The sequence below is a fragment of the Lacibacter sp. genome (genome assembly GCF_057361365.1).
Window position 1 is genome coordinate 103,246 of record NZ_JBMQSG010000021.1, and the last position, 13,672, is coordinate 116,917.

General features: G+C 41.1%; 11 protein-coding genes. All 11 read right to left on the bottom strand.

Going from position 1 to position 13,672, the window contains the following annotated elements; genetic code table 11:
• Positions 1-27: 27 nt before the first annotated feature.
• The gene (locus ACO1QW_RS17830) at positions 28-1,947 is read right to left on the bottom strand and encodes an SPFH domain-containing protein (RefSeq protein WP_486260741.1); all 1,920 of its coding nucleotides are present in this window, start codon (positions 1,945-1,947) and stop codon (positions 28-30) included.
• Positions 1,948-2,250: 303 nt separating this feature from the next.
• On the bottom strand, positions 2,251-3,528 hold the full coding sequence (locus ACO1QW_RS17835) for an ABC transporter permease (protein ID WP_486260742.1): 1,278 nt from the start codon (positions 3,526-3,528) through the stop codon (positions 2,251-2,253).
• A gap of 154 nt (positions 3,529-3,682) precedes the next feature.
• Positions 3,683-5,062: an NADH-quinone oxidoreductase subunit N gene (locus ACO1QW_RS17840; RefSeq protein WP_486260743.1), complete on the bottom strand. Its 1,380-nt coding sequence runs from the start codon at positions 5,060-5,062 to the stop codon at positions 3,683-3,685.
• 18 nt (positions 5,063-5,080) lie between these two features.
• A complete protein-coding gene (locus tag ACO1QW_RS17845) occupies positions 5,081-6,517 on the bottom strand; it encodes a complex I subunit 4 family protein (protein ID WP_486260744.1) in 1,437 nt (478 codons plus the stop codon).
• An 18-nt stretch (positions 6,518-6,535) separates the two neighbouring features.
• Positions 6,536-8,449 carry an NADH-quinone oxidoreductase subunit L gene (nuoL, locus tag ACO1QW_RS17850; protein WP_486260745.1) on the bottom strand — a complete coding sequence of 638 codons (1,914 nt, stop codon included), beginning with the start codon at positions 8,447-8,449 and terminating at the stop codon, positions 6,536-6,538.
• A 66-nt stretch (positions 8,450-8,515) separates the two neighbouring features.
• Complete coding sequence (gene nuoK / locus ACO1QW_RS17855) at positions 8,516-8,851, bottom strand: NADH-quinone oxidoreductase subunit NuoK (protein ID WP_486260746.1); 336 nt, start codon at positions 8,849-8,851, stop codon at positions 8,516-8,518.
• A gap of 85 nt (positions 8,852-8,936) precedes the next feature.
• Positions 8,937-9,440: an NADH-quinone oxidoreductase subunit J family protein gene (locus tag ACO1QW_RS17860; protein WP_486260747.1), complete on the bottom strand. Its 504-nt coding sequence runs from the start codon at positions 9,438-9,440 to the stop codon at positions 8,937-8,939.
• Position 9,441: 1 nt separating this feature from the next.
• A complete protein-coding gene (nuoI, locus tag ACO1QW_RS17865; RefSeq protein WP_486260748.1) occupies positions 9,442-10,008 on the bottom strand; it encodes an NADH-quinone oxidoreductase subunit NuoI in 567 nt (188 codons plus the stop codon).
• 104 nt (positions 10,009-10,112) lie between these two features.
• Positions 10,113-11,165, bottom strand: a complete 1,053-nt coding sequence (gene nuoH, locus ACO1QW_RS17870) for an NADH-quinone oxidoreductase subunit NuoH (RefSeq protein WP_486260749.1) — start codon at positions 11,163-11,165, stop codon at positions 10,113-10,115.
• Positions 11,166-11,170: 5 nt separating this feature from the next.
• Complete coding sequence (locus ACO1QW_RS17875; RefSeq protein ID WP_486260750.1) at positions 11,171-12,283, bottom strand: NADH-quinone oxidoreductase subunit G; 1,113 nt, start codon at positions 12,281-12,283, stop codon at positions 11,171-11,173.
• A 26-nt stretch (positions 12,284-12,309) separates the two neighbouring features.
• Positions 12,310-13,671 (bottom strand): NADH-quinone oxidoreductase subunit NuoF, encoded by a 1,362-nt coding sequence (gene nuoF, locus ACO1QW_RS17880; RefSeq protein ID WP_486260751.1) that lies wholly within the window; start codon positions 13,669-13,671, stop codon positions 12,310-12,312.
• Between the last annotated feature and the right edge of the window lies 1 nt (position 13,672).

Here is a 13,672-nt window from a genome sequence, read left to right on the forward strand (position 1 = left end):
AGAGGTTTTTTTATTTAGATGACTTAATTAATTCTCTTTACTTTTTTCATCCTTCTTATCTGCATCCATCATTTCCATCAGCTTTAAACCAAGTAAGCCGCTGATAGGACCGTCAGAACCATTTCCACCACCGATTAATACATCAGGTATGATCTTGATCTGTCCTTTGCTGATCTCTTCAGTGATCTTATAACGTGTAAAGTTATCGCCACCCATCGCTCTTACCTGCAATTCGTATGCTTCCGCAGTTGATTTACCAATAGCCATGATCTTTTCAGCTTCAGCCAAACCTGTTTTTGAAATACGTTCCGCATCGGCAGCAGCATTCAACTTTGTTGATTCAGCTTGTGCAGCAGCTTTCATTTTAATGGCTTCACTATCGGCGTTTGCACGCATCTTAGTAGCCTCGGCTTCTGCATTTACGTTCAACTTTAAACTTGTTGCATCACCTTCTGCCTTCTTTACAGTTGCGTCAGCAGTGCGTTGGGCGATCTCCACACTTTGTTGCGCTTTTACTATTTCTTTCTGCATGTCGGCAATGGCTGTTTCCTTTTCTACACCCTGGCGTTTCTCTTGCGCCATTCGTTGTGTTTCGTATGTCTTCTCTTCTTCCTGTGCGATCTTTCGGTCAGTTAATGTTTTCATCAATGCTTCCGGCGGAACGATATCACCGATCAATGTATCCACTGCATTTACGTTATACTCTTCCAATACTTCTTTAATGTGTTCTTTCGCTGCTGTTTGTCTTTCCTTACGTGTGCTTAAGAAAGAGATCACATCGCTATCCTGCGCACTGTTACGGAAATAGTTGCCAATGGTTGGTTCCAGCACCTGGCTTACAAGATTATTCATGCTACCAAAACGTGCAATCACTTTTGGTGCTTCTGTTGCTGGTATATGAATGATTTGTGCAACGTCGAGATTAAAAGGGAAACCGTCTTTTGAACGAACTGTGATTGTTGACAGATTTTTATCCAGTGAATGCGCTTCACTTCTTGCATTTGCCCAGTTCAATACCAGATTGGTTGTGGGAACCAACTCAACTTTTGTTGTGTATTTGTTGATGGGATATTTACCAGGGCCTAATGGTTCCATCCAAACACCACGAAATCCTTTTTCAACAATGTTACCGTGCTTGAAAGTATCACCTGTTAAATCTCTACCTGCTTCACCAATATAAGAGATCACTACACCTACATGACCAATTGGAATATCGGTCATTGGTGTTTCTTCAATTTGTAAGGCCCATGGATTGATGTAATAGGAACCAGCTAATATTACCTGCGGTTGCAAACCACGATTACCTCCACTACCAAGAAATGCATCAAAGTTCTGAAAGTTGTTATGCCCTTCAACAAACTTACCGGCAATTGAACCAATTGGAATTGGTTCACCATCAAGTGCCGTAACAATGCCCACCATGTTTTCGTTGATTGTTACCTGGTCAACAATACTTATATCAAACAAATGACGGTTGATACGGTAAGAACCTGCCGTGATAAATGCAGTTTGTCGGCCACGTTGACCATTACGATCAAGAAATGCATGAGCATCCTGGAAATTATCACAATCAACCCTGCGTGCAAGGATATGACCGGTAGGAATTTCTGTACCGTCTTTACTCAATACAAGAGCAATTTTACCTTCGGGTACAACAGTGAATGGAATCATGTCTACTCCATACTGCCAGGGCCACATGAACCAGTATAAACCTGGTGCTAGTGTTTTTGCCTGGAAACCGGCCTCTCCTTTGGTTGCAATAATGCGTCCGTCGGGTAATTCACGGTTTGAGCCAATGAGCACAAACTTTTTAGTTACAAGACCAATTTTGTCTTCGGGTACGATGACCATACCAAAGAATACACGTAATACGAATTTGTAAAATATGAGTGAGAAAAAAATAACTAACACCCACCAATAGGCGAAAAATAATGATGCGAAGTCCATAGCGTAAAATGGTTTAAAGTTGAAAAATACTTGTTGTTGATTACGATTTACAGCATTGTGCGGCTATGCAGGAGCATTGTGGGTAAGTTGGTGCACCTTGTTAAGAACTTACGTTAGATGACTGGGGAAGCGGTTAGAGCTGAAAACGAAAAGTGTGAATACTACATCGGGGTAATTCCTTTAAAAGGAACAGCAAAGATATTTCAGTGTTTACAACTGTGAAATAAAATCCGGTGAGAACGGAAAGTACGCTTTCACGACTGGTAAAGCATGTATGATGAATGGTAAACGAAAACTAATTCGTTACTCGTAACGCAAGGCTGTAATAGGATCGAGCTTTGATGCCTTGCTTGCAGGATATAAACCAGCTAACAATCCCGTTAAGAAACAAATGATGGCACCAATTGCAGCCCAACCCCAGGGAACAATAAAACCTGTTTTAAAAAAGAGCGCTGCTAAATTTCCAACAAGAATTCCCAACACAATTCCGAAGAAGGCACCGAGTAAACTGATAAGGATGCTTTCCCACAAAAATTGTGTGCGAATGCTTGCTCCTTTTGCTCCTATTGATTTTGCTAATCCAATTTCTCTTGTGCGTTCGCTTACTGCAACCAGCATAATATTGGTTAAACCAATAGCAGCGCCAAGTAGAGTAATGGCGCCAATAATGTAAGCAGCATATTTTACAAAGCGAAGCGTGTTCTTCAATGTTTCAACAATACTATCACTGCGATCGATATAAAAATTATCAGCTTCCTTAATGTTTAACTTACGTGCCTGGCGAAACACACCGGTTGCTTCACCAACTGCCGCATCCATCTGTTTAAAATCATTTGCCCGTATGGTAATATTGTAACTTCCACTACTACTGAAGACACGACGCACATTATTGTAGGTAACCAACGCAAGGTTATCAAGTGATAAGAACGAACTGGCGCCACGTTCTTTCATTACACCAATAATGCGATAACGGTTAGAGCCAATGCGAATAAGTTTACCAACAGCCGTTGAACCCTTTCCTTTAAATAGCTTACGTACAAGATCACTACCAATGATCACCACATTTCTGCCCGACTCTACATCGAGTTTATTAAAATCACGACCATGCTCCAAAGTGTAGCCACTGTTCAGCAAATAGTTTTCATCACCACCAATCACCCTCACATTGGGATTGGTTTTTTCATTTTCATAAAGAACAGTAGTGTTGCCACTTGCAAATTTTGAAATGCTTACTGTTGCAGGGAATGAAAATTGATCTTTAAATCTGCGGGCTTCTTCAAACGTAATAAACCTGTCGAGGTTTGAGTTACGCTGCTTGTTTGCTCCTTTTTTTGTGCGGGTGAGATCACTTCTCGGACCGCCACCAAAACGAATGTTACGTTCCTTAAAACGAATACTGAAGGAATTAGCACCTAGTATGGAGAAGTTCTCATACAAACTTTGATTCATTGCTTCAATGGCTGTGATGATACCAATAAGAGCCATGATACCAAATGCAATAATGGAAACTGTAATACCAGTACGTAGCTTATTGGAACGTATGGTGCGCCATGCCAATGATAAGATGTCTGAGAATGTCATTGTTGAAATGTAAACGAGCAACTTGAGCTTACGAGCTACTTCATTCAATGGTGAAGTTAAGAAAGCTCTTGGGAATTGCAAGTTGTTTCCATGAATGGCGTAGCTACTACCGTTTCAACAAAAACGCTGAGAGGCCAACGCTGATAAATGCTAATTAAAAGGAGGTAAGCCAGTTGAGTAATAAGCTTGGGAATATGCCAAGCAGAATTACTACTGCAGCTACAGCCACTAACAAAGCTTTAAAGGGTGTTGTGAGCGCTATCTCCTGCCCTTCCCCTTCTTTAAAGTACATGGCCTGGATAACACGGAAATAGTAGTACACGCTTACTGCCGCCATAACTACTGCAAAAATCACGAGCCAAAGGTATGTGCCTGTTTTAACCGCAGCTGCCAGCACGAAATATTTAGCGAAGAAACCGGCGGTTAAAGGAATGCCCGCCAATGAGAGTAAACATATCGTCAATACTAAAGCAACCAATGGTTGCTTTTTAGCAAGTCCATTAAATCCATCAAACGTATAATCTTTCATTTTTACCAACACAGCAAAGATGCCGATTGTAGCAAAGCAATACGCCGCTGCATAGAGTAGTAAACCTTGCTTGGCCATATCATTGATGGCAAACACTGAAAATAACATAAAACCGGCTTGTGCAATACTTGAATAAGCAAGCATGCGCTTTACACTTTGCTGGTAAACTGCTGTAATATTTCCAATGAATAATGTTAATGCTGTAATGATGGCAATGGTAAGTTTCCATTGCTCACCTTTATTACCAAATGCATTTGCAAACAGGTTAAGGAAGCCTATGAACACCGCAGCTTTAACAATAGTTGCCATGAATGAAGTAAATACTGTTGGCGCACCATCGTACACATCAGGCGTCCAGAAATGGAATGGAGCTGCCGACACTTTAAACGCAAGCGCTACCATGATCATCACAATACCGATCAGCATGAATATTTTATAATCGTCCTGCGGCTGCAGCATCAATTGTTCCAGTTGGAAAGAACCTGTTGCACCATACAGAAACGCAATGCCCATGAGCATAATACCGGTTGAGAAAGATCCCATGAGGAAATACTTCAATGCAGCTTCATTACCCTTGAGGTTACGCTTATCAGAACCGGTTAAAATATAGAGAGGAATAGAAATGATTTCAATGCCAATGAAGAGGATAAGCAGGTTGTTGAACAACGCTACTAATCCTGCGCCACTCATGACAAAAAAGATCAACGCAAAATATTCATACGTGTGATTACCTACCGCTTCCACATCTTTCCCGCTGAGAAGGATGTACATGATGAGAGCAAGAACGAGAACAGTTAAGAACAACAAACCAAAACGTTCATATTGCAGCATACCGTTGAAGTTGCTGTCGATGATCATTTTACCGGACAGATCAAAAAAGTTACCAATAAGTAAAGCGATCGATCCAATCAATGCAACAGTTTTAGCAGACGATTTGCTCTTGAGAAACAAACCGCTGAACATCATCACAATACCCCAAATCGCCGAAATTAAAATAAGGTTCATCGTTCTTCGTTGAATAAATTATTTAAACACACTAAGTAGCATGGTTACCGTATCTGTTGTTAATTCAAATACAGGTTTGGGATAAACTCCCATTACAAATATGGCCACAACAATTACAGCCAGACTTGCTTTTTCAAACCAGTTGATATCTTCTCCTGTTGCTGTTAATGTGTTTTCGTTTCCGTAAAATACTTTCTGGATCATACGCAGTGTGTAGATCGCACTAAGGATAATGCTCAATCCGCCAACTGCAGCATACCAAACATTGAATTTGAACAAGCCATTGAACATTAAGAATTCTCCAATGAACGCATTGGTCAATGGTAATGCCACGTTTGCTAATGCAACAATCACCAACAGAATAGTTAAGCCCGGAGCTTTTTGTGCAAGTCCACCCAACTCACTCATCTTACGAGTACCAAACCTGCGTTCAATCAATTCAATCACGATCCACATACCTAACACATTCACACCATGACTGAACAACTGGATCATAGCACCTTGTAAGCCGCTTTCGTTTCTCACAAAAAGTGCGGCAGCCATTAAACCGATATGTGCGATAGAAGAATAAGCGATCAAACGTTTAATATCATCCTGCTGCATGGCAAGAATACTTGCGTAGATCATACCAATCACACTTAAACCAATCACTACATTATCAAACTGCACAACAGCATCGGGGAACAAAGGCAATAACCAGCGGATAACTGCAAACAAACCCATCTTCACCATCAAAGCACTCAACACCATTGTTACAGCTGTTGGAGATTGTTCGTATGTATCCGGCTGCCATGTATGAAAAGGAAACACCGGCATCTTTACAGCGAATGCAATAAAGAATAACCAGAATAACCACGACTGTTGATCGCCGCTCAATTTCACTGCATACAATGATTGCATGGAGAATGATGCATCGGCTGTTTGATAATACATGTACAACAAACCAACGAGCATCAACAATGAACCAATGAATGTATAAATGAAGAATTTAAAAGTAACCGCAATACGTTTTTCGCCACCCCATTTGCTACAGAGGAAATAAACAGGGATCAATGCCAGTTCCCAGAAGAAGTAGAATAACAATCCATCAGCTGCAAGAAACACACCGGTGATACCTGCCTGTGCCAGCAACATCAAACCATAAAAACTATTGGGCGATGCGTAACTGCTTTTCCATGTGGAAGCAAAGATGATGGGGAAACACAGTGCAGTCAACGCACAAAGCAATGTGCTTGCGCCGTCCATTTGTAAAGCGAATGAAGAACCCAGTTGTGGTAACCATTCAGCAGTAAAGCTTCTTCCGGCTTCATCATGCATCAACAGGTTAACAGCCATTGCAGCCAATGTAACAAGCGATACAACAAAACTCCACATCTTAGCCTGGCTTTCCTGTTTCACAAAAAAGTTAACAAGACCACCAATTAACGGAACCAATATCAACAATAATGCAGTCATAAACAGTTTTAACCCGATTTATTTAAGGATCGTAATTGTAATTACAAATAATATCAAAATACCCAGCACCATCCACAACACATAAGAACCTACTTGTCCGCTTTGCATTAAACGCAATTGGCGGCCACCCCACTGCACCGTTTTACCAACACCATTTACAATACCATCAATACCACTCTTCTCTATAAAACGATTTGTAAATGCACCTAAGCCATTCAATGGTTTTGTGATGATGCTGTTGTACAGTTCATCTACATACCATTTGTTGGCCAATACTTTTCCAAAGCCTTCTGCTTCGCCTGTTTTAGGTTTTTTGCTGAAACGATTCAATGCATAAAGAATGGAAACAACTATAAGGGTAATGCTTACACCTAGTAAAATATATTCAGTTGAATGTTCCACATGATGTGCTTCTGCAATGTCTGTTGATGCTTTGAACACAGGTGCTAAATAATGTTCAAGCTTATGCGCATCCGCTGCAAATAATTCAGGGATACCGACAAAACCAGCAACGATCGCTAATACTGCCAACACCACCAATGGCATCGTCATTTGCCAGGGACTTTCATGTAAATGATGCTCCTGCTCATGTGTGCCGCGGAATGTTCCTCTAAAGGTCATTGCATATAAACGGAACATATAGAAAGCAGTCATCAACGCACCTGCTAATCCAATTACATAGTAAACAGGATTTGCTGCGAATGCATGTACTAAAATTTCATCTTTTGAAAAGAAACCACTGAAAGGAGGAATACCAGCGATGGCAATACAACCTGCTAAGAATGTCCAATGAGTTGTAGGAAGTTTTTTTGCCAATCCACCCATCTTACGGATATCCTGTTCATGATGCATGGCATGAATAACAGAACCTGCACCAAGGAACAAGAGGGCTTTGAAGAATGCATGAGTCATTACATGAAACACAGCACCAGTGTAAGCTCCAACACCTAAACCAAGGAACATATAACCCAACTGACTTACTGTAGAATAAGCCAGTACTTTTTTAATATCATTTTGTTTGAGGGCAATTGTTGCAGCAAGAATCGCTGTTGCCAAACCGATCACTGCAACTACAGTTTGTGAAACAGGAGCAAGCGTATATAAAATGTTACTGCGTGCAATCATGTAAATGCCTGCAGTCACCATCGTTGCAGCATGGATCAATGCAGATACAGGTGTTGGACCCGCCATCGCATCGGGCAACCAGGTATACAAAGGAATCTGTGCGCTCTTACCGGTTGCACCAATAAACAGCAACAGGGTGATGACAACAATAATTGTTTCGCCCTTGAACATTCCTGCTGCCTGTGAAAAAACTTCCGTGTATGTTAATGATCCAAATTGCTGAATGATGAAGAATAAACCAAGTAAGAAACCAAGATCACCAATACGGTTCATCACAAAGGCTTTACGTGCTGCATTGCCATATTCCGTATTCTTAAACCAATAACCAATCAATAAATAAGAACAAAGACCAACACCTTCCCATCCAATGAACATGATGAGATAGTTAGCACCCAACACCAGCAACAACATGCTGAACACAAATAAATTCAAGTAAGCAAAGTAGCGTGCATAATGATGCGGCGCTTCTTCATGCATATAAGATGTTGAGTACACATGAATGAGAAAACCAACACCAGTAATTACCAGCAGAAATAAAGCTGACAACTGATCAACCTGGAAAGCAAACGGAATATTCAGCCCGGCTACGTTAATAAACTCAAACAGGTTTACGGTTGCAGCAGTAAAACCTTCAGCTCTTGTTTCATTAAAGATCAACAAGCTCACAATGAAAGATGCAAGAATTACCCCGCTGCCAATAATGCCGCTGAGCGATTTGCTGAGATTATTCCTGCCCAACCCGTTGATCAGAAATCCAATCAGCGGAAACAACGGAACCAAATAAACCAGGTCGATAATACTGTTCATAATAATCAGGTACCAGGTACAAAGTTGGAAGTACGTCGTTCGTACTTCGTAGCTCGTACTTCTGTATTAATGTTTAAGTCTGTTCAAAAAGTTTACATCCACACTGTGAATATTCCTGTACATCATCACAATAATGGCCAGTCCCACACTCACCTCCGCTGCAGCCACCACCATAATAAAGAATACAAACAATTGTGCTTCTGTCCCTGTTATTGCAGAAGGGTCAACAGCTATTGCATTGGCATAATGCATTTTTGAAAATGCAACCAGCAACAGGTTTACCGCATTCAGCATTAATTCAATGCACATAAAAATAATGATCGCATTGCGGCGTGTTAACACACCCGCTACTCCAATGCTGAATAACGCAACTGCAAGAATGATATAATAATTGATCGGCATAAATACTATTTGAAATTCTTCAATTTGAAAATTTGTCCTTCGACTTCGCTCAGGATTATCTTCAAATTTTCCAATTATTAATTTTTTAATCTCCTTTCTTCCCTATCACAACAGCACCAACCATCGCACTCAAAAACAACACGCTGCTGATTTCAAAAGGCAATACATAATCAGTAAACAATGTTTTACCAAGTGTTTTAATTAAACCAGCTTCACCTCCCATGTTTACCTGCTGTGCTTGCAAAGTTTCTGCCTGGCGTAATGCAGCAATAAATACCAGCATCAAACTTCCACCGGCAACAGCACCGGCTATCTTTAACCATTTATTTTTTTGTGGTTCATTATCAGCATTCATGTTCATGAGCATGATCACGAAGAGGAACAATACCATGATGGCACCGGCGTACACAATAATGTTCACCACTGCAAGAAACTGTGCGTTCAATAAAATATAATGACCGGAAATAGCAAAGAATACAACAACCAACCACAGTACACTATATACCGGGTTTTTGCTGGTAACCATCATCAACGCCCCGCCAAGTGCTAAGGCACTGAGGAACCAGAATAGAATTTCAGTAATGCTCATATTATGCAGTCTGTTGATTGGCTTTCGCCTTTCGTTCGTCAATTAATCCTTTCGCTTTGTTAAAAGCTTCCGGGTTTTCCTTCGGATGAGGGATAACCAGGTTGTCTTTACCATATATAAAACTCTTACGACTGTAATTAGCAGGCGCAAATGTTTCAGTTAAATAGATCGCATCTTTCGGACAAGCCTCTTCACACAAACCACAGAAAATGCAACGCAGCATATTGATCTCATACTTAGCTGCATATTTTTCTTCACGATATAAATGTTCTTCACCGGGCAAACGTTCTGCTGCATCCATTGTAATAGCTTCAGCAGGACATGCTACTGCACACAAACCGCAAGCGGTACAATTTTCACGACCCTCTTCATCACGATTCAAAATATGTAAACCACGAAACACAGGACTGAATGGTCTTGTTTCTTCGGGGTATTGAATCGTTACCTTCTTTTTAAAAATATGCGAAAACGTGATACCCATTCCTTTGAGGATTGCAGGCAAGTAAATCTTTTCTGCAATACTCAACGGCTTACGGTCTACCAGTTTTGCTTTGTTTGTTAATTGCATCAACGTTTATTAAAAAAGTTTGCAAATATATTTTTTGTCATCAACTTCTGATCTTTCATCATCTGCTGTTGCGTCGCACACTTGTACTGCAACAATTCTATTCATCATTTTTTCAAAAACAAGATCACTGCTGCTGTCACCAACATATTAAATAATGCCAGCGGAATCAATCCTTTCCAGCCAAGATTCATCAACTGATCGTAACGAAATCTTGGAATGGTCCAACGTACCCACATGAATATGAAAATGAAAATCAGAATTTTTACAAATAAGGCTGCTGCACCCAGCAATGCCATAATGTTTGCAGAGAAGCCCCATGCACTTTCATCGTAGAACGGAATAATGTCGTAACCACCGAAATACAATGTTGCCATGATAGCACTGCTGATAAACATATTGATGTATTCAGCAAAAAGATAAAAGCCCAATTTCATACTGGAGAACTCACTGTGGTAACCTCCGATCAATTCATTTTCTGCTTCAGCTAAGTCGAACGGCGTACGGTTACATTCAGCAAAGGCACACACTAAGAAAATAAAGAAGCCTAGTGGTTGAACAAAAAAGTTCCAGTAACCTGTTTGTTGTTGTTTCACCATGTCGCCGAGGCTAAGTGTTCCTGTGATCATGATCAATGCGATCAATGCAATACCCATCGCCAGTTCATACGAAATGATCTGTGAAGCTGCACGCAAACCACCCATCAACGAAAACTTATTATTACTCGCCCATGATCCGATCATAATACCATACACACCTAAACTCAAAATACCAAACACATACAGAATACCAATATTTACATCAGCGATCTGTAAGGAAATGGTACGTCCGAATAATTCTACTTTATCGCCCCATGGAATAACAGCGCTTGTTAACATGGCTGTGATCATTGCCAGTGATGGGCCAAGAATGAATAATATTTTATTGGAAGAAGTAGGAATGATCTCTTCTTTCATGAACAGCTTTAAACCATCAGCCAATGGTTGCAACAAACCAAAGGGACCTGCACGGTTTGGGCCTAAACGATCCTGGATGAAAGCTGCAATCTTGCGTTCGCCATAAGTTGCATACATGGCTACCACCAATGAAATAGTGATGATGAACCCAATGAAAAGAGTTTTCTCCAGCACCAGTGCCCAATCAATTGCTAATAAAGTCATATCCATTAATTTCCTTTCTTCAATTGTTTAAACGATTCCGATGTTGCCGGTCCTTTTATTTCACTTAACTCAACCTGGTTCACTTCGCTCACATCTTTTATATCCATCAGTAACTTCGGATCTCTTCCGCCCATTACTTTCTTAATCGTTTCATTTGGCTTCACTCCATTTTCATAATGTCCTTGAGAAATCACCGAATGACGATTAATATTTGACGGGCCTTCAATCACCCAATCGCTAATTTCTTTGCGTTCAAAACGACAGGTGTTGCAGATCCAGCCGGTTTCACCTTTGCTTGTATCTTTTACTTCACCCCATTCATCTTTACGTGCAGTAACACGAAGTACTTCATCGCCACGCATCCATAATTGCACTTCACCGCTGCACTTATCACAGTCACAATGTGCATCCACAGGCTTCGTAAACCATACACGGTTTTTAAAACGGAATGTTCTATCGGTTAATGCACCTACTGGGCAAACATCAATTACGTTACCGATAAAATCATTATCTAAACTCTTCTCTATATACGTCGCAATTTCAGAATGATCACCACGCATCAGGATGCCGTGCTTACGTTCATTCGTAACCTGGTCGGCCGTGTACACACAACGGTAGCAAAGAATGCAACGTGTCATGTGTAATTGAATGTATGGACCGAGGTCATGCTTATCAAACGTTCTGCGTTTGAACTCGTAACGACTTGCGCCTTTACCATGTTCATAGCTAAGATCCTGCAAATGACATTCGCCCGCTTGATCACAAATTGGACAATCAAGCGGATGATTGATCAATAAAAATTCAACCACTCCATTTCTTGCATCGATCACACGATCACTGGTAATATTTTTCACCACCATTCCGTCCATTACATTGGTACGGCAACTTGCAACCAATTTTGGCATTGGTCGTGGATCGGCTGCAGAACCTGCGGCCACTTCCACTAAACAGGTACGACATTTACCACCACTATCTTTCAGCTTTGTGTAGTAACACATTGCCGGAGGCGCTACATCGCCGCCCACCTTTCGTGCAGCCTGCAGTATGGTTGTGCCGGGCTCCACTTCAACAGTGATGTTGTCGATGGTTACTGTAAAAAGTTTCTTTTCGTCTGCCATATAATTCAGTACGTTCTTTCTAATTGTTATGCAGTTGTTGCTGCAATCTCCAACGGTCTTGCATAATTCGCTAAACCATAATTTCTCTGCAATGCATCTGATGGGTTTGTCACATGCCATTCAAACTCATCACGGAAATGGCGGATTGCTGCCGCCACTGGCCATGCTGCTGCATCACCCAATGGACAAATCGTATTTCCCTCGATCTTGCGTTGAATATCCCACAACAGATCAATATCACTCATCGTTCCTTTACCTTGTTCGATCTTCAACAGTATCTTTTCCATCCAACCAGTTCCTTCCCGACAAGGTGAACATTGTCCGCAACTTTCATGACGATAGAAGCGGGCTAATGTGTAAGTATGTTTCACCACGCACTGATCTTCATCCATGGCAATAAAACCACCACTACCCATCATGGTGCCTGTTGCAAAACCACCGTCGCTCAAACTTTCATACGTCATCATTCTTGATTCACCTTTTGCTGTTTTCAACAAAAGATTTGCAGGAAGAATAGGAACAGATGAACCTCCGGGTATGCAAGCCTTGAGACGTTTGCCTTTGGGAATGCCACCGCAGTATTCATCACTATAAATAAATTCTTCAACCGAAATATTCATTTCAATTTCATACACGCCGGGCTTGTTTAAGTTGCCGCATGCAGAAATAAGTTTTGTTCCTGTTGATTTGCCAATACCAATTTTTGCATATTCATCGCCCCCGTCGTTCACAATCGGAACAACAGCTGCAATGGTTTCAACATTGTTCACTACAGTTGGGCAACCCCACAAACCTTTCACAGCAGGAAACGGAGGTTTGATACGTGGATTACCACGCTTACCTTCTAATGATTCAATTAAAGCAGTTTCTTCACCGCAGATATATGCACCGGCACCTGGCTGCACAAAAATGTCGCAGTCGAAACCACTACCTAAAATATTTTTTCCTAACCAACCTGCATTACGTGCTTCCTGTACCGCTACTTCTAAAATTTCTTTTACCCACCAGTATTCACCACGTATGTAGATATAAGAAGTATTACTACCTAATGCATAAGAAGCAGTGATCATTCCTTCGATCAGCAAATGCGGAATGAATTCCATGAGATAACGATCCTTGAATGTACCGGGTTCGCTTTCATCTGCATTCACAACAAGATAACGGGGAACACCTTCAGGCTTTGCTAAAAAACTCCATTTCATACCGGTTGGGAAACCGGCACCACCACGACCACGTAAGCCACTTTTCTTTACTTCTTCTGTTACAGCTTCGGGAGCCATTGTCTTTAATGCTTTCTCCACGCTGCGGTAACCACCTTCACGGCGATACACATCATAATGCCTGATGCCTTCGATATGTGCCTTGTCTAATAAAAGTTTTCTTCCCATT